Source organism: Paenibacillus sp. 01T442 (genome assembly GCF_056398345.1).
Genome location: NZ_JBFTPF010000019.1, coordinates 1 through 26230, shown reverse-complemented (window position 1 = coordinate 26230; position 26230 = coordinate 1). Strand labels below are relative to the sequence as shown.

General features: G+C 46.7%; 25 protein-coding genes, 8 tRNA genes and 1 rRNA gene. 3 read left to right on the top strand and 31 right to left on the bottom strand.

Translation table 11 applies throughout. The features are described from left to right. Positions 1-142 precede the first annotated feature (142 nt). The 22 genes from whiA to AC1DLM_RS16900 all read right to left on the bottom strand — a co-directional run bounded on the left by whiA (position 143) and on the right by AC1DLM_RS16900 (position 22307). The gene (gene whiA / locus AC1DLM_RS17005) at positions 143-1075 is read right to left on the bottom strand and encodes a DNA-binding protein WhiA (RefSeq protein ID WP_056611259.1); all 933 of its coding nucleotides are present in this window, start codon (positions 1073-1075) and stop codon (positions 143-145) included. Between the two features lie 5 nt (positions 1076-1080). Next, positions 1081-2064: a gluconeogenesis factor YvcK family protein gene (locus AC1DLM_RS17000; RefSeq protein WP_056611262.1), complete on the bottom strand. Its 984-nt coding sequence runs from the start codon at positions 2062-2064 to the stop codon at positions 1081-1083. A gap of 31 nt (positions 2065-2095) precedes the next feature. Further along, positions 2096-2983, bottom strand: a complete 888-nt coding sequence (gene rapZ / locus AC1DLM_RS16995; protein WP_057310218.1) for an RNase adapter RapZ — start codon at positions 2981-2983, stop codon at positions 2096-2098. Between the two features lie 74 nt (positions 2984-3057). Beyond that, positions 3058-4005: an ROK family glucokinase gene (locus tag AC1DLM_RS16990; RefSeq protein WP_171629329.1), complete on the bottom strand. Its 948-nt coding sequence runs from the start codon at positions 4003-4005 to the stop codon at positions 3058-3060. Between the two features lie 160 nt (positions 4006-4165). Next, complete coding sequence (gene trxB, locus AC1DLM_RS16985; protein WP_436233562.1) at positions 4166-5113, bottom strand: thioredoxin-disulfide reductase; 948 nt, start codon at positions 5111-5113, stop codon at positions 4166-4168. A gap of 149 nt (positions 5114-5262) precedes the next feature. Continuing rightward, positions 5263-6999, bottom strand: coding sequence for a tetratricopeptide repeat protein (locus tag AC1DLM_RS16980; RefSeq protein ID WP_477570628.1), 1737 nt, complete (start codon positions 6997-6999; stop codon positions 5263-5265). A 90-nt stretch (positions 7000-7089) separates the two neighbouring features. Next, entirely contained in the window at positions 7090-8040 is a 951-nt protein-coding gene (locus AC1DLM_RS16975; RefSeq protein WP_441991283.1) for a ribose-phosphate diphosphokinase, read from the bottom strand. Positions 8041-8114: 74 nt separating this feature from the next. Continuing rightward, positions 8115-8921, bottom strand: coding sequence for a histidinol-phosphatase HisJ (gene hisJ, locus AC1DLM_RS16970; RefSeq protein ID WP_477570627.1), 807 nt, complete (start codon positions 8919-8921; stop codon positions 8115-8117). Between the two features lie 26 nt (positions 8922-8947). Further along, positions 8948-9601: a bifunctional phosphoribosyl-AMP cyclohydrolase/phosphoribosyl-ATP diphosphatase HisIE gene (gene hisIE, locus AC1DLM_RS16965; protein WP_441991281.1), complete on the bottom strand. Its 654-nt coding sequence runs from the start codon at positions 9599-9601 to the stop codon at positions 8948-8950. Beyond that, entirely contained in the window at positions 9598-10356 is a 759-nt protein-coding gene (gene hisF, locus AC1DLM_RS16960; protein ID WP_056611288.1) for an imidazole glycerol phosphate synthase subunit HisF, read from the bottom strand. Before hisF ends, hisIE begins: the two co-directional genes overlap by 4 nt. Positions 10357-10386: 30 nt before the next feature. Next, positions 10387-10992, bottom strand: coding sequence for an imidazole glycerol phosphate synthase subunit HisH (gene hisH / locus AC1DLM_RS16955; RefSeq protein ID WP_441991280.1), 606 nt, complete (start codon positions 10990-10992; stop codon positions 10387-10389). Between the two features lie 2 nt (positions 10993-10994). Continuing rightward, the gene (gene hisB / locus AC1DLM_RS16950; RefSeq protein ID WP_477570626.1) at positions 10995-11603 is read right to left on the bottom strand and encodes an imidazoleglycerol-phosphate dehydratase HisB; all 609 of its coding nucleotides are present in this window, start codon (positions 11601-11603) and stop codon (positions 10995-10997) included. Continuing rightward, positions 11604-12890 carry a histidinol dehydrogenase gene (gene hisD / locus AC1DLM_RS16945; protein WP_441991328.1) on the bottom strand — a complete coding sequence of 429 codons (1287 nt, stop codon included), beginning with the start codon at positions 12888-12890 and terminating at the stop codon, positions 11604-11606. A gap of 32 nt (positions 12891-12922) precedes the next feature. After that, positions 12923-13558 carry an ATP phosphoribosyltransferase gene (hisG, locus tag AC1DLM_RS16940; protein WP_171629322.1) on the bottom strand — a complete coding sequence of 212 codons (636 nt, stop codon included), beginning with the start codon at positions 13556-13558 and terminating at the stop codon, positions 12923-12925. Positions 13559-13600: 42 nt separating this feature from the next. Beyond that, positions 13601-14779, bottom strand: a complete 1179-nt coding sequence (locus AC1DLM_RS16935) for an ATP phosphoribosyltransferase regulatory subunit (protein ID WP_441991279.1) — start codon at positions 14777-14779, stop codon at positions 13601-13603. 943 nt (positions 14780-15722) lie between these two features. After that, positions 15723-16211, bottom strand: a complete 489-nt coding sequence (locus tag AC1DLM_RS16930; protein WP_171629320.1) for an acyltransferase — start codon at positions 16209-16211, stop codon at positions 15723-15725. After that, a complete protein-coding gene (gene ppaX, locus AC1DLM_RS16925) occupies positions 16208-16867 on the bottom strand; it encodes a pyrophosphatase PpaX (RefSeq protein ID WP_477570625.1) in 660 nt (219 codons plus the stop codon). Before ppaX ends, AC1DLM_RS16930 begins: the two co-directional genes overlap by 4 nt. Then, on the bottom strand, positions 16845-17819 hold the full coding sequence (gene lgt / locus AC1DLM_RS16920; RefSeq protein ID WP_441992549.1) for a prolipoprotein diacylglyceryl transferase: 975 nt from the start codon (positions 17817-17819) through the stop codon (positions 16845-16847). The genes ppaX and lgt overlap by 23 nt, the downstream gene beginning before the upstream one ends. A gap of 38 nt (positions 17820-17857) precedes the next feature. Next, the gene (gene hprK / locus AC1DLM_RS16915; protein WP_436233550.1) at positions 17858-18799 is read right to left on the bottom strand and encodes an HPr(Ser) kinase/phosphatase; all 942 of its coding nucleotides are present in this window, start codon (positions 18797-18799) and stop codon (positions 17858-17860) included. Positions 18800-18961: 162 nt separating this feature from the next. Next, positions 18962-20092, bottom strand: a complete 1131-nt coding sequence (locus tag AC1DLM_RS16910; RefSeq protein WP_173120442.1) for an ABC transporter ATP-binding protein — start codon at positions 20090-20092, stop codon at positions 18962-18964. Between the two features lie 116 nt (positions 20093-20208). Beyond that, complete coding sequence (locus AC1DLM_RS16905; RefSeq protein WP_441992550.1) at positions 20209-21324, bottom strand: PucR family transcriptional regulator; 1116 nt, start codon at positions 21322-21324, stop codon at positions 20209-20211. Between the two features lie 131 nt (positions 21325-21455). Further along, positions 21456-22307, bottom strand: coding sequence for an NlpC/P60 family protein (locus tag AC1DLM_RS16900; RefSeq protein ID WP_441992551.1), 852 nt, complete (start codon positions 22305-22307; stop codon positions 21456-21458). 267 nt (positions 22308-22574) lie between these two features. On the opposite strand from AC1DLM_RS16900, the gene AC1DLM_RS16895 reads away from it, so the two are divergent. Genes AC1DLM_RS16895 through AC1DLM_RS16885 form a run of 3 tightly spaced genes read left to right on the top strand, consistent with a single transcriptional unit; the run spans position 22575 to position 25079 of the window. Continuing rightward, the gene (locus AC1DLM_RS16895; protein WP_477570624.1) at positions 22575-23171 is read left to right on the top strand and encodes a gluconate 2-dehydrogenase subunit 3 family protein; all 597 of its coding nucleotides are present in this window, start codon (positions 22575-22577) and stop codon (positions 23169-23171) included. Beyond that, complete coding sequence (locus AC1DLM_RS16890) at positions 23168-24730, top strand: GMC family oxidoreductase (protein ID WP_441992553.1); 1563 nt, start codon at positions 23168-23170, stop codon at positions 24728-24730. Before AC1DLM_RS16895 ends, AC1DLM_RS16890 begins: the two co-directional genes overlap by 4 nt. Positions 24731-24779: 49 nt before the next feature. Beyond that, complete coding sequence (locus AC1DLM_RS16885) at positions 24780-25079, top strand: MTH1187 family thiamine-binding protein (RefSeq protein ID WP_477570674.1); 300 nt, start codon at positions 24780-24782, stop codon at positions 25077-25079. Positions 25080-25171: 92 nt separating this feature from the next. On the opposite strand, the gene AC1DLM_RS16880 is transcribed toward AC1DLM_RS16885, so the two are convergent. The 9 genes from AC1DLM_RS16880 to AC1DLM_RS16840 all read right to left on the bottom strand — a co-directional run. After that, a tRNA-Lys gene (locus AC1DLM_RS16880) sits at positions 25172-25244 on the bottom strand. 16 nt (positions 25245-25260) lie between these two features. Beyond that, positions 25261-25342 (bottom strand) — tRNA-Tyr (locus AC1DLM_RS16875). Between the two features lie 44 nt (positions 25343-25386). Beyond that, positions 25387-25459: transfer RNA gene (locus AC1DLM_RS16870), tRNA-Phe, on the bottom strand. A 43-nt stretch (positions 25460-25502) separates the two neighbouring features. Continuing rightward, positions 25503-25579: transfer RNA gene (locus tag AC1DLM_RS16865), tRNA-Asp, on the bottom strand. 27 nt (positions 25580-25606) lie between these two features. Then, positions 25607-25682: transfer RNA gene (locus tag AC1DLM_RS16860), tRNA-Thr, on the bottom strand. Positions 25683-25757: 75 nt separating this feature from the next. Continuing rightward, positions 25758-25833 (bottom strand) — tRNA-Val (locus tag AC1DLM_RS16855). 19 nt (positions 25834-25852) lie between these two features. After that, positions 25853-25929, bottom strand: a tRNA-Met gene (locus tag AC1DLM_RS16850). A 27-nt stretch (positions 25930-25956) separates the two neighbouring features. Beyond that, positions 25957-26048 (bottom strand) — tRNA-Ser (locus tag AC1DLM_RS16845). Positions 26049-26128: 80 nt separating this feature from the next. After that, a 23S ribosomal RNA gene (locus AC1DLM_RS16840) occupies positions 26129-26230 on the bottom strand; the annotation flags it as partial.

Below are 26230 nucleotides of genomic sequence, written 5' to 3'. Positions count from 1 at the left end.
TAATTCCCCCTAGTGTGGAGCTTATATGGATTACTATTAATAACAGCGTYTACCTTATGTTTTAATATTATAGCATTTTTCCTTCAAGTACACTAGAAAAAATGCGAAAAACTTATACAAGCGTTGTACAGCCCCGACTTTCCTACGAATTCCGGTGTTTTTCGGCTAATTCGTCTATTTTCCGCAGGCGATGATTCACACCTGACTTGCTGACACTGCCCGAAAGCATGTCGCCAACTTCCTTCAAATTCAAGTCAGGATGCGCAAGTCTAATCTCCGCAACCTCTCTTAACTTCTCAGGTAAGCTGTCTAGACCGATCTCCCGCTGCAACAATCGAATATTCTCGATTTGTCTGACGGCTGCCCCGATCGTTTTGTTCAAGTTCGCCGTTTCACAGTTTACGATGCGATTAACGGAATTCCTCATATCCTTCATAATCCGGACATCCTCGAAGCGCAGCAGCGCCTGATGGGCCCCAATGATATTGAGAAACTCGATAATTTTCTCGCCTTCCTTGATGTACAGCACGAACCCTTTCTTACGTTCAATGAATCGGGCGTTTAAGTCAAACTTATTCGCAAGCTGTGTTAAAGCTTTGCAGTGCTCTTCATAAATCGAAGCAATTTCCAAGTGATAGGAAGATCCCTCCGGGTTATTGACAGAACCGCCAGCCATGAAGGCTCCTCGAAGATAAGCACGCTTGCAGCAATTGCCGCGAATAATGTCCTTGTTAATCCCCGTCGTAAAAATAAAACCTTCCGAGACGATCTTCAAATCACTGAGCAGTTCCTGTACTTGGCCAGGCACCCTAACAATGTACACATTATTCTTCTTTAGACGCATCTTCTTACGCACGAGCAACTCCGTGTGTGTATTATACGTCTTCTTGATCAGCGAGTAAATTCGCCGCGCAATCGCTGCGTTCTCCGTGGATACATCCAACACGACACGCTGGCTTGTTAACTGAACAGCGCCATTCATTCGAATGAGCGCGGACAGCTCCGCTTTTTCACAGCATGACTCCGAATCATTAATTAATGTTAATTCTTTTTTGGTTGTTGCCGCAAAGGACAAGGGACTCACTTCTTCCTTAACAGCCAGCTTTCGACGAGCTGATAGATATGGTCACTCAATTTCTCTGCATCATGACGAAGATAAGTACGGAATAGCACAAGTCGATCTGCAATTACCCGATATCCTCTTTTTGTCACTTCATCCAAATCTAAATGAACCGCTTTTGAACCTTTTTCCGCATACTTGGCTTGCACCTGCGGTGGAATTTCACCATTATTCACGATCACATAATCAAACAAATGCTGACCTAAGTGATCATAAATCGCATCCAGATGATCGCTCACAGAATAATCATCGGTTTCGCCTGGCTGTGTCATGACATTACAAATGAACAATTTCACTGCGTTCGATGCCACGATCTCCTTAGCAATCCCTGGAACAAGTAAATTCGGCAGCAAACTTGTATATAAACTGCCAGGACCGCACAAGATGGCATCTGCTTCGCGTATCGCTTGAACGGCTTCTGTGAGGGGTGTTACCCCCGCCGGTTCAATGAATACTCTCTTGATCCGTCCATCGGCCTTCGGAATTTTGGACTCCCCAACAACTAAAGTCCCGTCCTCCATAATGGCTTTCAACACGATGGCTTGATTCGAAGCCGGGAGAACTCTCCCACGAACAGCAAATACGCGATTCATTTCTTGCACGGCAGTAACAAAATCACCTGTAATATCTGTCAATGCCGCTAGTATTAGATTTCCCAGACTATGTCCGGCTAAACCTGTACCGTTCTGAAATCGATATTGAAGCATTAATGACAACAATGGCTCCACGTCAGCTAACGATGTTAACACATTTCGAATATCCCCTGGAGGCGGCATCTGCAATTCACTTCGCAAGATACCAGAGCTTCCTCCATCGTCTGCAACGGTCACGATAGCTGTGATATCAACCGGCTTTTCTTTCAACCCTCTCAGCATAACCGAGAGCCCTGTTCCACCGCCAATAACGACTATTCTGGGCTTACGTTGTAATTGACCAAGCTCCATACTTCTTTCACCCTCTTACTCACATAGCCGTCTATAAACGGTCCCGCTCGGAATCTCGATGACTTAGACGCACGGTCTCAGTCTCACTGTTCCCCATAACTTTACCTAGATACTCCGTAATGGCAACCGATCTATGTTTACCTCCTGTGCAGCCAATACCAACAACAACCTGGCTCTTGCCTTCCTTCTTATACTGAGGCATTAAGAAGTTCAGCATATCGAGCAGCTTCGTCAGGAATTCTTGCGTCTCTGACCACTTCATCACATAGTCATAAACATCTGGATCCTGACCCGTCTGCGGACGCAATTGTTCCACATAGTGAGGATTAGGCAAGAAGCGTACATCAAAGATTAGATCAGCGTCAATAGGGACACCATACTTGAACCCGAAAGAGATTACATTTATAGATATGCGATTAGCTTCTAGATTGGTGAACCGGGAAATGATTCTTTCTTTCAACTGCACCGGTTTCAGGCTGCTAGTATCAATCACCTGCGTCGCCAGACCCTTGAGCTCTTCAAGCAACTTACGCTCAAGACCTATTCCCTCAAGCGGCGCCCCGTCTGGTGCCAATGGATGGCGGCGACGGCTCTCTTTGTAACGCTGAACGAGCGTCCCATCCGTTGCGTCTAGGAATAAAATTTCATAGCTAAGTGTGTAATTTTCTTGGATATAGCGTAAAGACTCTTGGAGCGCAGTGAAAAATTCACGTCCGCGCAAATCAATAACCAAGGCGACTTTGCCGATTTTACCCATCGATTGCACAATCAATTCAGCAAACTTCGGAATCAAGACGGGAGGCAAGTTATCAACGCAGAAGAATCCAAGATCCTCCATGCTTTGAACAGCTATTGTCTTGCCTGCACCCGACATCCCTGTAATAATGACCAGTTTCGCTAAAGGGTGGTTTTCTTCCATGCATGACACCTTCCTTTGGGGTGCTTTCACAGATCAGCTTTTCTTAACTACATCTGCGAACCCGGTCTAGCCTTCTATCGTAAATTCAATCCTGCAGCTCCAACAACACCAGCATCATTACCAAGAGTAGCAGCAACAATCTCAACACCCTCAGCCGCAACTTCTGGTGTAAATTTGATGAACGTTTCACGAATTGGTTGGAATAGAATTTCCCCTGCCTTCGAAACACCACCGCCGATAATAAAGCGCTTAGGATTAATGACAACAGCCAGGGCTGCCATCGAACGTCCGATATAATAAGCAGCGCGATTCACGATGCGCAAAGCTACTTCATCTCCGCTTTTTGCATCATCAAACACATGCTTAGCTTCAATCTTCTCGTGAAGAGCCAGTGATGTACGCTCGCCGCGTTCCACCGCTTCCTTCGCCATGCGAACAATACCTGTTGCGGAAGAAACGGTTTCAAGACATCCCATTTGACCACAGCCGCACTGAATCGCTTCAATGTCAGGCACGATGGACATATGTCCAAGTTCGCCAGCCATACCAGCAGAACCTTGATAAATTTTACTGTTAATAATGATACCGCCGCCAACACCTGTTCCAAGTGTGTAGCATACAACGTTCGGGATACCCGCTCCAGCTCCAGCCCAAGCTTCGCCAAGCGCAGCTACGTTCGCATCGTTATCAATCTTAACTTGTTTACCCAGAAGTGCTTCAAGCGTCTTCTTCGCTGGTACGTTATGCCATTGCAAGTTCGGTGAGAATTTCACGAAGCCTTCTGGAATATCCATAAATCCAGCCAACCCCGCGCCAATTCCAGCTACTTGCTCCCACGAATAGTCGGATTCTTCGACAACCTGACGTACATATTGCGCAATACGCTCAAGAACCGAATCTGCACCTAGTTCAGGGGAAGTAGGACCTTCTAACGTTTTAAGAAGCTTGCCTTGCTCATCACAAATACCCACTTTAATATTCGTGCCGCCTAGATCTACACCGATATAAATTTGATTGGACATTACAAGGTCACCTCATGAATAATCATAAAATTTTCGGGCATGTGCTCCTGTTCCCACTATAAGACAACACTGCCGGGAGGTCAAGATTCATCCACACCCTGTCTAAATGAGAAAACGTGGAAAGCGTAGCCCTCCACGTTAACTGAATTGCCAAAATGACTTACAAAGAAATACTCCAGTCGTGTACGCTGTTGCCTTCAAGGAACTTCTCAGCTTCCAACGCTGCAGCACATCCACTTCCAGCTGCTGTGATAGCCTGACGATACTTCGTATCTTGCACGTCACCACAAGCGAATACGCCTGGGATGTTCGTTTCTGTTGTTCCTGGCTTCACGACGATGTAGCCATGCTCATCTGTGTCGATTTGTCCACCGAGGAACTTCGTATTCGGCGTATGACCGATCGCTACGAAGATACCGTCTGTTTCAAGGACTTCATCTTCACCTGTTTGGTTGTTTTTTACTTTAAGGCCAGTAACACCTTTATCACCCGCTACAACTTCTAACGGCGTGTTATTCAGTGACCACTTCACCTTCTCGTTTCCACGAGCGCGGTCTTGCATAATTTTGGATGCACGAAGCTCATCGCGGCGATGAACCAAACGCACTTCGGAAGCAAAACGAGTCAAGAAGTTTGCCTCTTCCATAGCAGAGTCACCGCCACCAACGACGATAATCTTTTTGCCGCGGAAGAAGAATCCATCACATGTTGCACATGTACTTACGCCGCGCCCGATGTTTTCTTTCTCGTTCGTGATGCCAAGCAATCTTGCAGACGCACCTGTTGAGATGATCAGTGTTTCTGTTTCGATCTCTCCAAGCCCCTCTACTTGAAGCTTAAACGGACGGTTCGTCAATTCAACGGAATTAACCCAACCTGTTTTGAATTCAGCGCCAAAGCGTTCAGCCTGCTTGCGCATGTTTTCCATTAATTCTGGTCCCATAATCCCTTCGGGAAATCCTGGGAAGTTCTCTACTTCGGTAGTTGTCGTCAACTGACCGCCTGGCTCTGGTCCTTCAATAACAAGCGGGCTTAGGTTCGCACGCGCCAAGTAAATGGCTGCTGTTAGACCGGATGGTCCTGTTCCTACTACGACTGATTTATACATATGATTTCCCTCCTAGGTGCTTTCCTAAGGAAAGCTCTCTTTAATTAGCATGGTTGATCAGCGATTGCTCACCGCCGTTTAGGGCAAGAACAATCAGTTCATCTATATGTATGAAAGCCGAGGCTTTCATGATGCATCAAGCTCGGCTATCAAAGACTCGTAAACTTATTGAAAATCGCATCCATTTTCTCACGCAAGCCACAGGTATCATCGATATGCTTCACATGCCGACTGACCGTGGAAACCGTGACGCCATAGCGTGTAGCTACTTCCTGATAGGAAATCGTACGGCGATGCATTTTGGCAATCAAATATTCTAACGCCGCTGCCCAGCCTGCTGATTTGTGAATCTTCGGCACGTTCGGGTACACCTTCGTCAGAAACTCAACCCACAGAATTTCTAAGTCATACTGTTGAACCATATCGTAACGCTTATGCATATGCGATAACGCTGTTTCCATCACTCGCTGCCATGTTGCATCCCACACGGGAAGATGAGGCGAGTACGGAGAAGCCTCTACCATGATGTCTTTATTTTCAAGATAAGCTGGAAGCGACTCTCGGATGCCCATACTTCGCAGAACGAATATGGCAACCTTCTTCAAATAGTCATCCTCTTTGTGATCCAGAATGAAATCCTGAAGCGCGTCTCTCACTTCGTTGTCCGCAATCAAGCCAAAGGCTTGAATGACTTGAAGCTTCGTTTCTACGTCGCCATGTCGCAAAGCCCAGAAGAAGGATGACCGCACAAGCGGGTCTTTCTTCAACTGATCAGGAATTCCTTGCGTCGACTTCTCAAGCGCACGGAACTGTTCCTCGAACGGAAGATGATAGTGGTAGCTCCAAGTAAGCGGAAGCGCCGACTTCTCTCTGACCCGCAATTGCTCTAAGTAGAACTTCGAAATTTCAGCACCCGGATCTAGCTTCTGAACCTGCTTCCACAAGCGGTACGCTTCTGCGAAACGACCGATATGGCAGGCAGCAACAGCCGCATAATGGTACAAACAAGGATCTGTTCCCCCGTCCCCCGCCTTCAATAGACGTTTAAACAGATGGTAGGCTTTCTCATGCTGAGCAAGAATCCCCATCGTCGTAGCCAGCTTGAACACATGTTCTTGCTGGAACGGAAAGGTCTTGCCTAGCAGTGCAGTCAGCTCAGCCAGTTCCTTCTTGTTGCCAAAATGCTGATGGAAAATCGCCATATTGCAAAGTGCATGCAGATTACCAGGATCAATAACCAGCACTTCGCGGATGGTTTCCATCGCCTTCTCGAATTGGCCCATGTAATAATAAGCCAGTGCCAGATTGTTGCGAGCCGCTGTGAAGTCAGGCTGCTTCTTCACCAACTTCTCCAACTGCCTTACGGCTTCTGCGAACTTACCTTCCTCGAGCAACGCACGGGCTTTATCATGCTCGAACAGCCCTTCTCGACTCTTGATGCTAGTGAGAGGGGCGGGACGATCAAGCTCGTAGCTCAGCATTTCCATCATTTCTTCGGATTCGTCCATGAATTGCCCTGTTGGGTCATTCTCCAAATACCGAACCAATGCCTGTTCCGCCTGCTCGAAGTTTTCCATGTTGGCATAGTTGTTCGCCATATAAAAGTGACATTCTGTCATCTCGGGATCAATGGTTTCAAGGATATGCTGCAAAATTTGGTTCGACTCGTCATAATTGCCCACTTCGGAGAGAACTCCTGCGAGATTGCAGTGATTCACAGGATTATCCTGCTCATACTCTGCAGCCCGCCGGAAATATTTCAATGCCTTATCATAATGAAACCGATCCAAAGATTGAACCGCTCTCTCGAAAAAGAATGCGGCATCCATGTTTATTGAGATAACTTTTGGTTTTGGCGCTTCGGATTTGCGCTTTTTCTTTTCCATAGCAAGACACCTCCGGCAATTTGATTACCATCAAATTATACCATAGATCTCCTAGAAGCCAAAAACATTATCCGAAGGTAAGATTTGGACCTATACGCCGCCGTATTTAAATAGGGAGGATAGGGATCCGCCTTCTGTAATGATGCGAACCGCATCAGATAACAAAGGCGCAACAGAAAGGACATTAAACTTAGATGAATGGCCCTCTGGAATCGCGATCGAATCCGTAATAATAACTTCTTTAATGCTTGGGTGATCCAACCGTTGCAGTGCTGGGCCAGAGAACACAGGGTGTGTCGCACAGATGTAGACATCAAGCGCACCGCGTTCTTTCAGGCTTTCCACAACATTAACGATCGTTGTACCTGTATCAATAAGATCCTCGATAATGATTGGCGTGCGTCCCGCAACATCCCCAATGACGTGTGTAATCACAGATTCATTGTGCTCAGGGCGCTTCTTAATCATCATAGCGAAAGGCGCATCGAGAATGTTAGCCATTTTCTCAGCTGTTGTCGCACGACCCGCATCTGGAGAAACGATAATGGGGTTCGGTAAATTTTTTCTTTTAATACAATCACTAATCAGATCAAGCGCTGTCAGGTGATCCACAGGGATATTGAAGAAACCTTGGATCGCTGGCGCATGGAGATCAATCGTAACAACACGAGTTGCGCCTGCTGAAGCAAACAAGTCAGCGACTAATTTAGCTGAAATCGGCTCACGCGGAGCTGCTTTACGTTCTTGACGAGAGTAACCATAGTAAGGGATGACAAGGTTGATCGTTTTTGCAGATGCTCTTTTCGCCGCATCCATCATGACCAAAAGCTCCATCATATGCTCATTAATCGGATGGGAGAAGGTTTGTACCAGAAACACGTCGCAGTTACGAATCGTCTCTTCGTAAAGGCAATAAATTTCTCCGCTTTTGAAACGTGATAATTTAATTTGTCCTAGCGGCTGGCCGAGCTCTTTACAAATACTTTCCGCAAGCTTCGGATTCGAAGATCCGGAAAAAATTTTAACATTGTCGCTATGCATGGTTAATGGTTACCTCCGAAGGTTCATTAAATAGATTATAGAGTCCTACTCATTATACATGATACGTGTCGGAATTAAAAAGTCACAAGTTGTCGTTTTCGAGCAGAAAATGTGGCTATTTCGTTAAATCCAATCGCTTTTAACAGCACTCTAGCCTCATCCAAATACTGAGACAACCGTTCCGGCTGATGCGCATCAGATCCGAGCGTCACTGGAATTCCCACCTTATGGCAATATTCCAGCATACGATGGCTTGGGAACATCTCTTTACAAGGGTGCCGCAGGCCTGAAGCATTCAACTCAATCGCAAGTCCATACTCTTTAACGGTATCTAACGCCGCTTTTTCCAATTCCCACGTATCACGATCTGGCACATAACCAAACCGTTTGATCATATCGATGTGACCGATATAGTCATACAGTCCGGTTCGGACTGCTTTCTTCACTGCCTCGTAGTATTGGGTATAAACTGCAAAAATATCCTTACCTTCCCAACCTGCCAGCTGCCTAAAATCAGAAATATCCCACTCGCCTAGAAAATGAACCGAACCGATCACATAATCCCATGGGTAGGCGTTAATGATGGCCGCAATTTCGTTTTCGAAACCTTCCACATAATCGCCTTCTAAGCCCACGCGAATATCAATCTGGTCCTTGTACTTCTCCTTGAGATGAAGGCATTCTTCCACATAACGAGGAAGCTCCTCCATCGGCATCGMCATTTCCGGCCAATACGTTTGCGGGTCGACATGCAAAAGCGGCATATGATCAGAAAGCCCCAATTGGGTAAGCCCGATCTCGATGCCGCGTTTGACGTATTCCTCCAGTTCCCCAGAGGCATGACCGCAGCGCACATGATGTGTATGATAATCAATCAACATCGTGAATTCACTCCAGGTCGTTTACTTTATTTTTTGACGTGTCTGTTAGCCAGCTCTTTCATAATATCATCCAATGGCAATTTATTATTACGTAAAAGGACCATTAAGTGAAAAATAAGATCGCTCGCTTCATAGCGAAGCTCTTCATTGTCTTTATTTTTAGCTGCAATAATGACTTCTGCTGTTTCTTCGCCCACTTTTTTGAGGATTTTATCGACCCCTTTTTCGAAAAGGTAGGTCGTATACGCACCCTCTGGACGCTCCGCATCACGGGAAGCAATAACCGCTTCTAGTTCAGCTAAAATAGCGAAACGGTCGCCGCCAGTAGCAGGTGCAGCTTCCTCAATAGAACCTTCCACTGCGATGTTTGAAGTGAAACACGTGTACGAACCATTGTGACAAGCAGGTCCTACTTGTTCAACTAGTACCAATAACGTATCCGCATCACAGTCGTAGCGAAGTGCTTTGACCTTTTGCGTATGACCGGAAGTTGCCCCTTTATTCCAAAGCTCATTCCGTGAACGGCTCCAGAACCACGTGTCACCCGTTTGAATCGTGCGCTGCAAGGACTCACTGTTCATGTAAGCCAGCATAAGAACTTCTTTACTTACCGCATCTTGCACGATGGCAGGTACAAGCCCCTGCGCGTCATATTTAATTTGATCCACTGAAAATGTCATCGAATTTCAACCCCTTTACCTTTTAGGTCTGCCTTGACCCCGTCTATCGTTAATTCTTTATAGTGAAAAATCGTTGCCGCCAACCCTGCATCAGCCTTGCCTTCGGTAAACACATCGTAGAAATGCTCAGCTTTTCCCGCTCCGCCAGAAGCAATCACAGGGATTGTCAGCAGTTCGGATACTGCGCGTGTCAGCTTCAGATCGAAGCCGTCCTTCGTCCCGTCTGCATCCATGCTCGTCAGCAAAATTTCGCCAGCACCTAGCTCTTCTACCCGCTTCGCCCATTCCAGTGTCTTGATGCCTGTCGGTTTGCGTCCACCATGGGTATACACTTCCCACTCGCCCCACTCGGGATTGAACTTCGCGTCAATGGCTACCACAATACACTGGGAACCGAACTTCCGTGCACCATCGGATACGAGCTGAGGATTAAGCACCGCTGCCGTGTTGATTCCGATTTTGTCCGCACCCGCACGAAGAAGACGTTTCATATCATCGACACTTGAGATCCCGCCGCCAACTGTGAACGGAATCGTAATCTCGCCAGCCGTTTGACGGACTACCTCGACCATCGTCGCGCGCCCTTCAACGGAAGCGGAAATGTCGAGAAACACGAGCTCATCCGCACCTTCTTTATCATAAATCGCCGCAAGCTCTACGGGATCACCGGCATCACGTAAATTTACGAAATTTACGCCTTTCACCACTCGGCCATCCTTGACGTCGAGGCAAGGGATAATTCTTTTGGCTAACATGCTCAGCACCTCCTTGAGACTATTCTCACCTTATTTACACAGGGTCAAAAAATTGCCCAACAGCTGCATACCGTTATCACCGCTTTTCTCGGGGTGGAACTGCATGCCGTAGACATTATCACGGCCTACAATCGCCGTTACAGGTTGATAGTAGTCGGTCACTGCCAACAGATCGCTCTCCCGTTCAGGCTTCACATGGTAGGAGTGTACGAAATACACGTGCCCTTCCTCTATGCCTTTGAAAATAGGACTCTCACTCTGCTTGTAACTGAGAAGATTCCAGCCCATATGCGGTACCTTGTAGTCTCCGCGGAAACGTACGACCGACCCAGGCAGAAGCCCTAGCCCCTCATGCTGACCATGTTCTTCACTGCTAGTGAACAACAACTGCATGCCTAAGCAGATGCCTATCAATGGCTTGCCAGACGCTGCATATTGCTTCACAACCTCGTCCAAGCCCGATTCGCGCAGATGCTCCATCGCATCGCCGAATGCGCCGACACCGGGAAGGATCGCGCCTTCTGCAGCTAGAATTTGTTCCGGATCTCCCGTCACAACCGCTTCATAGCCGAGCCGCTCAACAGCTTTGCTCACGCTATGTAAATTACCCATTCCATAATCAATAATGGCGATCATGCCTACAGCACTCCCTTCGTCGAAGGAACCCCCTGCACACGAGGATCAATCGATGTTGCTTCATCCAGCGCACGTCCCAACGCTTTAAACACACCTTCGATCATGTGATGCGTGTTTTCACCGTAATGCACAATAACATGCAAAGTAATACGAGCTTCTAGCGCAAATTTCCAAAGGAACTCTTTTACCAGTTGTGTTTCAAAGCTGCCAACATTCGCTGTAGGGTATTCTGCGCGGTACTCAAAATGCGGACGGTTGCTGATATCAATCACAACTTGTGCCAATGCTTCATCCATGGGGACGAATACACTTGCATAGCGTTTGATGCCTCTTTTGTCGCCTAGCGCTTTGCGCAGGGTCTGGCCTAGACAAATCCCGATGTCTTCTACGGTGTGATGATCATCGATTTCGATATCGCCTTTGGCATCTACTTTCAAATTGAAGATACCATGTTTCGTGAACAAATCAAGCATATGATTTAGAAATGGAACATCTGTTTGGAGCTCCGAAATTCCTGTACCGTCTACTTCAAAAGAAAGTTTAATGTCCGTTTCATTCGTCCTACGGGCTACACTCGCTGAACGTGCTCTTACTTGATCCTGTTCCGCCATCTAGGTCAACTTCCCTTCCTTTTTAAGTCTGATCTCTACCGCACGCGCATGGCCTTCCAAGCCTTCATTCCGGGCCAAAGTCATGATCATGTCGCCGTTCGCGAGTAACGCTTCCTTGCTATAGTGAATGACGCTTGATTTTTTGAGGAAATCGTCCACATTCAGTGGCGATGAGAATCTGGCTGTGCCATTCGTCGGCAGCACGTGGTTCGGACCGGCGAAATAATCGCCGACAGGCTCTGTGCTGTAAGCGCCTAGGAAAATGGCACCTGCATTTTCAATGCGCGGCAGCCATGTGAAAGGATCCTGCACCAGCAGCTCACAGTGCTCCGGCGCCAAGCGGTTGATGACGTCGACGCCTTCGTCGAGTGAGTCGACAAGCAGAATCGCGCCTTTCGTCGCGGTCGAAACGGCAGCAATGGCTTTCTTCGGCAGCACATCCAGCTGCCGCCATAGCTCTAGCCGAACCTCTTCGGCTAGCTCGCGGGAAGGTGTCACCAGTATCGACGGTGACATCTCATCATGCTCGGCCTGCGCCAGCAAATCGGCCGCGACGTACTCAGGATCGGCGTGCTCGTCGGCGAGCACGACAATGTCCGTTGGTCCGGCGATCATGTCGATATCGACGACGCCGAACACGAAGCGCTTCGCCAGCGCTACGTAGATGTTGCCCGGGCCGACGATTTTGTCGACCGGCGCGATCGATTCTGTCCCGTAGGCCAGCGCGGCAATCGCCTGCGCCCCGCCTACGCGGTAGATCTCTTTCACACCCGCTTCGGCTGCAGCCACAAGGATATGCGGGTTAATGCCTTCTTCGCCCGCGGTGGACGGTGGCGTCACCATCGCGATCTCTGGCACCCCTGCGACGATCGCAGGGATGGCGTTCATGAGCACGGAAGACGGGTACGCCGCCTTCCCGCCAGGCACGTACAATCCGACCCGCTTCAGCGGTCGGATGATTTGGCCCAGCAGACTGCCGTCTGGCTGCAGGTCCATCCACGAATTGCGTTTCTGCTTCTCATGAAACGCACGAATGTTAGCGGCGGCTTGACGCAGCGCCGCTAGGAACGCGGCGTCGACTTGTGCGTACGCCGCTTGGATCTCTTCGTCGCTGACGCGAAGCTCAGCGACTTGTACGCCGTCGAACTGCTGCGCTAGGCGGCGCAGCGCAGTATCTCCGTCCTGCCGCACCTCATCGATGATGCGGCGGACGGACTCATTTTGCTCGGGTGAGCCGTATTCGACCTCGCGGTTTAATTGAAATTCGGAGGCGGGCATAATCCGCATCTTCATCTTCCTCTCATCTTTACTAGCTAATGCTATAGCTTCACTATCGGCAATACGTCCTGCAGCATATCACATAACCGTTGGATGGATTCGTTCTTCATCCGATAACTCACACGATTCGCAATTAAGCGGCTCGTGATTTGAAAGATTTCCTCTTGCTCGACAAGGCCATTTTCCTTCAAAGTTTGACCTGTCTCCACCATATCTACGATGCGGTCAGCTAGTCCAATTAAAGGCGCCAGCTCGATCGAACCATTCAACTTAATGACTTCGACTTGTTGTCCCTTTTCCCGGAAATACTGGGACGCCACATTTGGATATTTAGTCGCAACGCGTGGGTTGATTACCTGTTTCCAATCCGGCAGTCCAATCACCGACATGCGGCACCTTGCGATCCCTAGATCAAGCAATTCGTAAACATTCCGATTTTCTTCCATTAGAACATCCTTGCCCACAACCCCGATATCCGCAACGCCATACTCAACATAAGTAGGAACATCGACCGGTTTTGCCAAAATAAATTCCATCTTCGCCCCTGGTACAGGAATGATCAAACGGCGCCCTTCTTCCAGATCCTCAGGAATAGGCAATCCTGCTTTCGTAAACAGCTTCGCTGCTTGTTTATAGATACGGCCTTTCGGCATCGCTACTTTAAGAATGTCATCCACCGTTCCAACCTCCTCCAAACTTCCCTCATCTTTACTGAGAGGTTATTCCGTTATCAACTTCACTACTTGGTATCCCGCTCTGTCCAAATCTTCGCTTTGTTCCTTCGTCACTAGCTGTGTGATAACGATGCTCACATTATTAATTTCATCGCTCCGCATTTGCTTCGCTTGTTTCAACGCTTCCTCACGATGCTCCGCATCGTAGGCGATAAGCACACGAACCGGTTGTTCCACCTGCTCTTTACCCGTTACTTCAAGGATGCGATTCGTTTTCAATGCAAACCCTGTAGCTGGAGCTGGCCGTCCAAACTGACTCAATAAATTGTCGTAGCGGCCTCCACTGCAGACAGGGAAACCTAGTTCAGCAGCGTAGCCTTCAAACGTCATACCTGTATAGTAGGAGAAATCCCCAATCATCGTTAAATCAATTACCACGTGCTCGCTAACACCGTAAGCTTTCAGCACATCCCATACTTCGCATAGATGTCGGATCGCGTCCTGTGCGATTGGATGCTGGGAAACCATACGAGCTTGTTCGCAGATTTCATCGCCGCCACGAAGCCTCAATACTCCGTTCAGCTCTCTCTCTACATCAGGTGCCAGAGAAAGCGTCTTAATCGCTTCCCGGTATCCGACGTAATCACGGCCGAGTAAATGCTCTTTCAAAGAAAGCTGCGCATCGGTGCGTCCGTCCAATGTTTCTTGGAATAATCCATTAAGAAAACCAACGTGACCAAGCGCAATCTTAAACTTCTCAACACCAGCCGCCTGTAGAGAAGCAATCGCTAGCGCCACAACTTCGGCATCCGCTTCCGATGTAGCATCACCGATCAACTCAACACCAGTTTGATAGAACTCTGAATCTCTACCCGCCTCTTCTTCAATGGAACGAAAAACATTCGAATGATAAGAAAGACGGAGTGGAAACTCCTGTTCCTTTAAAAGCGAGGAAGCTACACGAGCGATTGGAGCTGTTAACTCCGAACGCAGCACGAGCGTTTTCCCTTTGCGGTCAAGCAGCTTGAACAGCTTCTTATCCTCTGTCGAGCTTGCTACACCAACTGTATCGTAATATTCAAGTGTAGGTGTAATAATCTGGTTGTAGCCCCAGCGTTCCATACAGGCCAATACACGGAATTCTATATTTCTGAGTTTCGTAACCGCATCAGGCAAATAATCTTTCGCGCCTAACGGTTTTTCAAATACTTTTGGCTTCGACACCGTCTCACCTCTATAAGTAGGAGTATAATCAGTTATTCTCATTCTATTGTTGATCAGTTACTTTATTGCGTTAACGTGCTACCATACTACCAAAATAAAGAATGTACGGCTATTTTAACACGTATCTTTAGGACCGTCAATCGTCTACGCCTTGTTCAGCGCTTTAAGAATGGCATATAAACCCACACGCCGTCAACTGTATATGGAGAAGCCTTATTTCATTGCTTTTTGCTATAACCTTTTGGATATTCCCGCTTTTTATATTGTAAAGTAGCCATCCCCTTACCTCCACCACCTGTACGGATTCTTGATGCGCATTGAGGCGCTGACGCATGTCGGCGGTCAAACCCTAACTCACAACCGCTCAACAATCACAGATGCCGTGCCATTGAAGACGTAAGTGTAATGCTGACGATAACGACCCCCTAACTAACTGGAAAACCTACAGTTAATTTGGAGCAAATCCACGCTTTTCAACGATTAGCTGTATTTTCTACATCTATTTTCGTCGAAAGTAGCTCATCGAGCTCAATTGGCTGAAATTAACAACAGAAAATCCATCTATTTGCTTTTACCGCCGAAATTCTGCCCATTTAGATGTATAAAATCCAGTTATTCGACCGCTTAGGTAGAAGTCTTTCCCTTTCACACCGCATATGGATTCTTGGTGCGCATTGTGGCGCCGGGCAATAGGAAAGGGCATGCTGCCGCGGCAGTATGCCCTCTCCAAGAGATAAATCTAGATTAATCTTCCTCTACAGGTTCGTTCGGAGTTTTCCCACCACCATTAGGTCCTGGTTCTTGTGTCGCACTCGGCCCTTGACCGTGGCCTCCTCTGTTACCGCCACCATCGCATAATTTGAATGCTGGGCTTTCTTCTCTACAACAAAAAATGAACCCAACATCACAACGATGTTGAGTCCATTTTTGTATATTTCATACACTAAGCACTGCCCGACCGAATTACCTGCATCGGATTACCTGCCACGAAGCTATTCGGGGCTACATCCTTATGAACGACAGATCCAGCGCCAATAATCGCATAATCACCAATCGTCACACCTGGCAGAATTGTCGTATTAGCCCCCACCATCACATGAGATCCAATACGAACGTCACCTAAACGATATTCCTTCGTTAAATACTCATGCGCCAAGATCGTCGTGTTATAGCCAATTATTGTATTGCTCCCAATGTAGATCCTCTCTGGGAAAAACACATCCACCATCACCATCAAGGCAAATGCCGAGTGCTCACCAACCGTCATGCCCAGAACACGACGATAGATCCAGTTTTTCAACCGCAACGATGGTGAATAACGGGTGATTTGAATCCAAACGAAATTTCGCATGGCCTTCCACTTACTCACCGTTTGGTAAATTTGCCATAGCGCATTGGGGCCATCTACGGGATACTTCTCTGTCTGCCTCAATCAACCTTCACTTCCGACGATATCCCAACTAGCGGCAACAGGTCAAACATATCATCGACGATATGATCCGGGTTGTACTGCTCTAAATAAGAGCGCCCCTTCCAGGACCAAGATACGCCAACAGAAGTAACTCCAGCATTTTGAGCAGCTTCAATATCATAATGACTATCGCCTACCATCATCGCTTCTTCAGCCGAGCTGCCAAGCTCTTTCAGCGCTGCAAAGATACCCTCAGGACTCGGCTTTGGTTCTTTTACATCATCAACTGTCACAATCGCGCTGACGTAAGAATCTAACCCGCAGAGTTTAAGTCCCATCAATGTGGTAAGCCTGATTTTGCTCGTCACGATACCGATTTTGATACCATTTTCGTGAAGCTTAGCCATTACCGTACGCACGTTCGGGAACTCCTGCACAAGCTCATCATGTTTAGCAAGGTTGAATGTACGATACTTAGTAATCAGTGCTTCAACTTCTTTCTTTCCTGTAAAAAACTCCATTTGCTCCACTAGCGGCCGCCCCATATTGGGAATAATAAGCTCACGACTAATAGGTTCCGGTGTTTCACCTTCCAAGCTATGCAAGAACGATTGTACAATTAACTCATTCGTGTCTACAATCGTCCCATCCAAATCAAATAGTACGGTTTGAATCATAGTTGACTCCTTTATCTGTCTCTTCTTCATTGACTACGTTGTTTTTATCAATCGCTAGCTTAGATACAATTGGATCCGAGTAACGTTCATTGGAATAGCCTTTTTTCCTTCTAATAATGATCATGATCACGGCCGCAATGACAATCAACAAGGCAAGCAGTTGGGAGAATCGAATATTCCCTCCATATGTCAGTACGCCTGGTTCAAACACGATTTTCATAGGTGACCATAACGCATTCATTAATGAAGCCAACCAACCCGGCCCCGTGATGTCTAAGCTATCCGTACGAATCCCTTCAATAAAGAAACGACCGATCGAATACCAGATGAAATAACTTAGAAATAGCTCCCCTGCCCGCAAAAACGGCCTGCGACGAAGCCAGAACAAGATCAGCAGACCTACAAAGCTCCATAATGATTCATAGAGAAATGCAGGGTGGTAGAATGTCCCCTCGATATTCATTTGATTCACGATAAAATTCGGTAAATGCAAGGTATCTCTCAAGAACGACTCTTCTACCGGACCGCCGTGAGCTTCCTGATTCATAAAATTGCCCCAACGACCGATTGCTTGTCCAACAATTAGACCTGGCGCAAGGATATCCGCAATTCGAAAGAAGTTGTATCCTTTGGCCCGAATATAGAATGAAGTACCGATAATAGCTCCGATCAGAGCGCCATAAATTGCAATCCCGCCGTGCCATATCATGAATACTTCCCATAAATTATCCTTATAATCAGCCCATTGGAAAGCTACATAATATATTCTAGCCCCAATAATGGCAGAAGGAACCCCAATTAACAATAAATCCATGAAGAAGTCAGGTACGATTTTGAATCGTTTCCCTTCCCTGATTGCCAACATTAAACCGATTAATGCGGCTGTTCCCAAAATAATGCCATACCACCTTACATGAATCGGCCCTAAGGAGAACGCAATACTTTCTAACATAGTTCCACTCCTTTATTTTGGTGAGCTTACGCCCTCTCTCAATCAAAATCCTCAAAATCTTCATTCAACGATTCCGTCAGCTTATTCGTAAACTGCAGCGCCGCGTTATAACCCATACGCTTTAAGCGATAATTCATCGCAGCAACCTCAACAATGACGGCTAAGTTTCGGCCTGGTCTTACAGGTATCGTAACTAGCGGCAGATCCGTATCGATAATCCGCGTTAGCTCCTCATCTAAGCCCAAACGATCATATTGTTTCTCTTGCTGCCAATTCTCCAATTTCACAACAACCGAAATCTTCTTCACATTACGAATCGCGCCTGCGCCGAATAATGTCATGACGTTAATGATACCTACACCGCGGATCTCTAGTAAATGACGAATCAACTCTGGGGCATTACCCGTTAATACTTTATCGCCATTTTGCCTAATCTCAACCGCATCATCCGCAATCAGTCGATGCCCTCGTTTCACAAGCTCAAGCGCTGTTTCACTCTTCCCGATCCCACTGCTACCGGTAATTAACATACCTACCCCATATACATCAACAAGTACACCATGGATCGTCGTGCTGGGCGCAAGCTTATTTTCAAGAAAACCAGTTAATCGGCTTGCAAAAATCGTCGTTGACAGCTGCGTTCTCAGCACTGGCAGATCACGCTTAGTCGCCTCCTCGAGCAATTCAACGGGAACGTCCAATCCTCGGGTTACAATAATACACGGCGTTTCCTCAGGGGCACAAAGCTGTTCAACCCGATTTCTCCGAACACCCGTCGTCAACATCTCTATAAACGTAATCTCTGTTTTACCAAGCATCTGAATTCGCTCTTTGGGATGGTAATTGAAATATCCCGCCATTTCAAGACCAGGCCGATACAAGTCACCAGTAGTAATCGGACGCTTAAGTCCACCCTCTCCTGCTAACACTTCCATATGTAGCTGTTCCATCATTTCGGAAACCTTTACCTTTTTGGCCATTGTCCTAACTCCTCCGAATTTGCTTATGTACCATTGCTTCCCCTTGCAGGCTTCCAATAGTTTCATCGTAATGGAATACCGAATTGAAATCAACTACTGTGTTCATGAACCTCGAAATAAACAAAAAAACCAGCCGATAACGGCTGGCCTTTCAGTACAATCCTATAGGTTTGGGTTAACCAAGATGGAAAGTGTTGATTCTTTATCGAAGAAATGAACTTTGTTCATGTCTAGTGCCAATTTAACGTTAGTACCTTCTTTGATTCCGGAACGACCGTCAACACGAGCGATTACTGTGTTAGCGCCGATACCGTTCAAGTACAAGTACATTTCGTGACCCAAGTTCTCAGTCAATTCAACGTTAACGTTGAATACTGTGTTCGGGGAAGCTTCCAAGAATACTGGCTCTTCGTGAATATCTTCTGGACGAACTCCCAGAATCACTTCTTTGCCAACGAATCCTTTGTCTTTAAGAACTTGTGCTTTACCAGCTGGAACTTCAACGTTGACAGTACCTGCTTTGAAGAATACACCGCCGCCTTCAGATGCCAATGTTCCAGACATGAAGTTCATGGATGGGGATCCAATGAATCCAGCAACGAACATGTTCACTGGGAAGTTGTAGATTTCTTCTGGTGTAGCAGCTTGTTGAATAATACCTTTATCCATAACAACGATACGATCGCCCATTGTCATTGCTTCGATTTGGTCATGCGTTACGTAGATCGTTGTAACACCAAGACGTTTTGTAAGTTTTGTGATTTCCGCACGCATTTGTACACGAAGTTTCGCATCCAAGTTGGAAAGCGGCTCATCCATTAAGAATACTTGTGGCTCACGAACGATCGCACGACCCAAGGCAACACGTTGACGTTGACCACCGGAAAGAGCTTTTGGCTTACGATCAAGCAAGTGAACGATATCTAGAATTTTCGCTGCTTCGCGAACGCGAGCATCGATATCAGCTTTTTTGAATTTACGAAGTTTCAATCCGAATGCCATGTTTTGATAAACAGTCATATGCGGATAAAGAGCGTAGGATTGGAATACCATCGCGATATCGCGATCTTTTGGAGCTACGTCATTTACAAGGCGGTCTCCGATGTAAAGTTCACCTTCAGTGATTTCCTCTAAACCTGCGATCATACGAAGAGTTGTGGATTTTCCGCAACCGGATGCACCAACAAGAACTACGAACTCTTTGTCAGCAACTTCAAGATGGAAATCTTTAACTGTTGATTCTTCTGCACCAGAATATCTTTTAACGATATGATTTAAACGTACGCCTGCCATGATTTCATTCCCCCTACAATTTATCGTTCAAAATGCTTTATTTATCTTCAACATTTCTATATACACATCTTACCCTACGAACGGCGGACTGACTATGCACAATCCCTACAAAAAAATCACTTTCTTTTCGTTACTTTGTACAATAGCAAGGCCAGACGTACCAAAACCGCATGATTAAACGTTCTAACATCCAGTCCTGTCTCGTTCTTGAACTTGTCCAACCGATAAAGCAGGGTATTGCGATGAATATAAAGCTTCTTCGCGGTTTCACTAACATTACAGTCTAGTGTAAAGAAATGCTCCAGCGTCGTTACCGTCTCGCTATCCAACACATGATCTGTGCCGCGAAGCACCTGCTCAAGGAAATCTGTCTTTTCCTCTTCCTCTATAAGGTGCAACAGCTTCTCAAGACGAAGCTCCCAACGTAAATGAATAAAGCTGCCTACATGGAAGGATCGGCCCAGCATAATGGTCTCGCGCAGCTTAAGCACGGTAGCAAACAAAGACTTCGCCGGTTTCACAGGGAAATCAATCGCAAGATGGCATTCGCCTACCCACTCATTTGCCAACATCTCATATAAGCCTGAGCCAAGTGCATCAAGGGTTTGCTCAACACTTTCTTCCTCGTCCCCATCGCGATCTTCACTTCCGCTAGTAATAAGGACCTCTGGTGCTAGGATTAACCACTCTTTTTCCAGTAAAGGAATCAGAATAATCTCCGCTTCAAAAAAAGATTCCAACAGCTTCTTAAGCTCCGTATAGGATACACGCTGGTTCTGAGGATAGTCCCCATACAACAAGAGAGGAATTTTGGTTGAATACAACGATGACTGTGAAGCAAGCGCATCAGGAAGCTCTGCGTGGCCTGTACCGCGTTCCATTTGCTGTAGCAGCCAATCTCTTAATTGATTCGACTTCCTTTCATCTTCCGACAGATAGGAGCCGAATTGCTTCTTCTCTACAGTTTGCTTGGATTCGATCGTAAGTTCGACGAGTTTGCGTTCCGAAATAGACAACTTACTCCCATTTATCTTTAGGACACGAACTTCTTTATGATCCTGTGAAATGAAGAAAAGAACTTCCTCTCCCCGGATCACACTACGAATCAATCCTTCTTGGTGCTCTCCCTGATCCTCCACAAGCTGGTGCCATTCGGAATCCGGTATCAGGCTTATCTGTATTGGCGACTGTAAGACCGCTTCCAATCGCTCCTTGACATGCTCCCAAATCATCTGCCCTCACTCCTTATTGCCTATAGCATCTTCTATATTTATCTCGCTATTGTACCATATGTCTGCCTATTCTTGTGAATCGAAAGGAACCCTCCTGCCAGAATTGGCAAGAAGGTCCTTAAGTAAAAGCATTATTTAATTACGCGGCGAGCCGTTACATAGTGATCAGCCCACCATTCTTTATTGATAGATGTAAATTTCACGCCACCCTCTCCATACGTATGAATCATCATGCCGTTACCTACATAAATACCAACATGTCCAATATTCTTACCGGAATCCACCGTTGTGAAGAAGACCAAGTCTCCGGTTTGTAAATTGCTTTTACTAACGAAAGTGCCTTCCTTAGCTTGGTCGCGAGAAACACGTGGCAGTGTAATCCCATAAGCAGCAAACACCGTTTTTGTAAAAGAGGAACAATCCATTGTTTTGGTTTGACCATATTTTGCACCAAATACGTAGGGAGTACCAAGATATTTCTGAGCGGTTAGGATCAACTCGGCTTTCAAACGATCCTTCGCTGAAAGAATGCTTCTTCCGCCAATGAAGCTGCCCTTAAGCTCACTTACATTGCGAGTGACGACTTCGTCTTTGCTCTGGGATGCCATGACCATTTTACCTTGGCCTACATAGATCCCAGCAAACGTTGGCTTTGTACCACTACCAAAGAACAAGACGTCACCTGGCTCAGCTTTATCTATTTTCGTGATTTTTGTCGATTTCATGTTGAATTGATCCGCTAAAGTTCTAGGTACTGTGTAATTTAACGTTTCATAGACATAATAAATCAGTCCGGATGAATCAAACCCAGCGGATGGTGTTTCATCACTTTTGGAGTAATCTACGCCAACCATTTTTTTGGCCAAAGAAACGGCATCCATATCATCATTTGCGGCATAAGCGGAAAGGGCAGTTGTTGCTGATAATGCGATCGTGATCGCAGCAGTTATTCCTAACGTGCGGTGTGCAAGACTCTTTAACATTGTACTTCCTCCTGTACGTGCTCTCTTGGGTGAGTTGGGTAATATGGAAATCATCTCTCTTTATTAGTACAAGATTACCATGGTAATGAAAAGACTTTCATTCCTAAATTATTTCCTAACAACCATGACATTGGCAATGGTGCCAATTGTTTCATTTCTTTATAAATACAACTTCGTTGGTGTCGTCCTCATATTCTTCATGGATTTGGAAATAATTGAAGTAGCACTTATCGGTTTTTATTCTCGTTAGCTATGGAGGTGACAAGCATGAAAGATCACAATCAATATCCAGCCTTTGATGTTATGGAACAAAGTACGAACTGGGATGTACATACGAGATCGATAGTGAATGCTCGACTTATTCGTGAACACGCATACGGATATGTAACAGTGGTTGAGGCAGAAACGCTTCGTGCTTGGTGTTCACTGCTTATGGACGATCATCGTGGAGAAATCATTCAATACGTCATTAACCATATCGATCAGGTATTATCTGAAAATAAAGGTGAAGGACATCGGAAAGTGACCACACCTCCGGTTCGACTACTTTTACGTCAAGGACTCAAAGCAATTGATGAAACAGGATGGCTCGCAAATAGTCAGCCATTCTTTCAATTAGATGAGACGAACCAACGGAGCATTATGCATCAAATTAGCAACGATAACTATCCACCTACGAAAAATTGGGAAGGCATTCCTCAAAAAATCTTATTTCAAAAGCTTCTTCAACTCTGCGTAGAAGCCTACTATGCTCATCCTTTAGTTTGGTCGGAAATTGGGTTTGGAGGACCCGCCTATCCTCGCGGATATACCCTTGCTAGTCCTGACCAACTCGAATCCTGGGAGGMTGCGAAACAATCATGAAATGGCGCTATGAAGATGAAACCGTAGACATTGTCATCGTAGGAGCAGGAGCTGCTGGAGGCGTTCTAGCCAAAGAACTCAGTGAAGCCGGGCTAGGTGTAGTTGTGCTTGATGCGGGGCCTTGGCGCGATCCTGAGAAGGATTTTGCAAGTGATGAACTGAGTATGAAGCACTTAGCTTGGGAGGATACACGCCTTGTTGATGCAGCGGAGCCATTCGTAACTGGTAAGCATCGGTCTGGAAAAGGGATTGGCGGCGGCACCCAGAACTTTACGGGGGTTTTTCTGCGATTTCATGAATCTGATTTCAAAACGAAGGCCATTGATAGCGTTGGCGAAGATTGGCCTATTCATTACAAAGATTTGGAACCCTATTACTCGCGTATTGAAAAAGAAATCTCCGTTTCTGGCCCTAAGCATTTCCCTTGGGGAAATTTTCAGGGTCCATATCCCTTTCCAGAACTAGATTCGCTTAGCCCTAATGCTGTCTTATTTCACAAAGGCTGCAAATCCCTTGGTATTCAATCCGCACCTACACCTTTAGCCATCCTCTCTAACCCGTTAGAAGGCCGCTCTGCTTGCACCAATCGTGGGTTCTGCCTGCAAGGGTGCATGCCCAATGCGAAATTTAGCACATTGATTGTGCACATTCCTAAAGCAGTTCAGGCAGGCGCCGAAATTCTCGCAGATTGCAGAGTCACTCAAATCGAAGTAAATGACTATGGACATGCTTGCGGGGTTCTGTTCGTCCACGAAGGCATAACCTATCGGCAACGGGCGAAAACCGTTATCCTCTGCGCGCACGTTGTGGAAACACCTCGTTTGCTACTCCACTCCGCCACACCACAGTTCCCTGATGGATTAGCCAATTCCAGCGGATGGGTAGGCAAGGCGATTATGACGCATAGCAGCAACGACGTTTATGCCAAGTTTGAAGAGGAAGTCCGATTGTACAAAGGAACACCCGTGCTGGCATCTACTCAAGATTTCTATGAGACAGATCCACGCAGAGGTTTTGTCCGCGGGTATACCATACACGCTCACGGCTCTCGGCCTATTGAGATGGCAGAAGGCATTCGCAAGGCCACGGAGGCGCCTTTGTGGGGCTCGTCCTTCAGACGGGCTATGCAGGATTACAACTTCTATGGTCGTCTCAAAATGGTAGGAGAGGTACTGCCTAACTGGAACAATCACGTTGCGTTAGCTGATGAAAAAGACGAATATGGCATGCCTATGGCTTCCTTAACGTTCAAGTACTGTGATAACGATCTCAAGCTCCTAGATCATGCTGTTGACAATATGAAGTTGATCCTCCGCGCAGCGGGCGGAGAGATCTCCTATGTCGTGCCAGATACGCAACATCTGATGGGTGGTTGCCGGATGGGCAATGACCCCACTACATCCGTGGTGAACTCGTACGGTCAAAGTCATGATATTCCGAACCTTTTCATTTGCGATGCTAGCCTATTCGTCACCTCTAGTGGAGGCAATCCTACGCTTACCGTAATGGCCTTAGCAGCAAGAACTGCTGATTATATCATTGACCTCGCAAGCTCCTGATTGTTATCCTTAACAGCAAGTACACGAAAGGAAGGAGCATGTGATCCCTATGGCTATTGCTGAATTCACCATCATCCMCATCGGAACAGCCACAACCAGCCTTAGCGGCTATGTCGCTGACCTCCATAAAGAATTAGAGCGACATGCCGATGTCCGCTTTCAAATGACACCCATGGGCACCATCCTGGAAGGCCCATTAGATCGCCTACTCGAGGTTATCCGTGCCGTCCACGAGGTTCCCTTCTTGCATGGAGCTGCGCGTGTATCCACATCCATCAAAATCGATGATCGCCGCGACAAGCACKCCTCCATGGAACAAAAAATGCAGTCCGTCGCTGACAAGCTCTGAACAGCAAAAAAGCATCCTGCTATAGGATGCTTTTTCTATATATACTGGAAACAAAAAAAGACCCTACGGTCTTGTACGTTTGCTTATAAAAGTGAGTCATGTAGGATTCGAACCTACGACACCCTGATTAAAAGTCAGGTGCTCTACCAACTGAGCTAATGACTCGTAGGTGAAAGGAAAATGGAGGCTGATGGATTCGAACCACCGAACTCGAAGAGAGCAGATTTACAGTCTGCCGTGTTTAGCCACTTCACTAAGCCTCCAGATACGAGATACCCGTACTGCCGAAGCAATACAACCATCTCAATGGCTTTGGACGGAATCGAACCGCCGACACGAGGATTTTCAGTCCTCTGCTCTACCGACTGAGCTACAAAGCCAAATGATTATTTATAGCATGTCCTACATTAATTGTAAAAGAAATGGCGGAGCTGACGGGATTCGAACCCGCGGTCTCCTGCGTGACAGGCAGGCATGTTAGGCCACTACACCACAGCTCCATGCTACAAAAGGTCTTACCATAAAAATGGTGCCGTCGAGAGGACTTGAACCCCCAACCTACTGATTACAAGTCAGTTGCTCTACCAGTTGAGCTACAACGGCAAATTATTGTGGGGTCCCCGGAAAGTAATCGGAAACTCCATCGTTGAATCTACTTCACTTTTTGGGGTGAAATAATGGTGGAGGCTGACGGGATCGAACCGCCGACCCTCTGCTTGTAAGGCAGATGCTCTCCCAGCTGAGCTAAGCCTCCATCTGGTTTTTGGTTTTTATGGTAGCGGCAGAGGGGCTCGAACCCCCGACCTTACGGGTATGAACCGTACGCTCTAGCCAGCTGAGCTACGCCGCCACATAAAAGTGTATATATATTTGGAACTGGCGGAGAGAGAGGGATTCGAACCCTCGCACCGCTTACGCAGTCTAACCCCTTAGCAGAGGGTCCCCTTATAGCCACTTGGGTATCTCTCCAAGATATATATACGATTCAGGAATAGTATTCCCTGAAAACTAGATACGAAACTCAACGTAAAGTACTTTACTTAGGAATTTTGGTTAAGCCCTCGACCGATTAGTATTCGTCAGCTGCATACGTTGCCGCACTTCCACCTCGAACCTATCAACCTCGTCGTCTACAAGGGGTCTTACATACT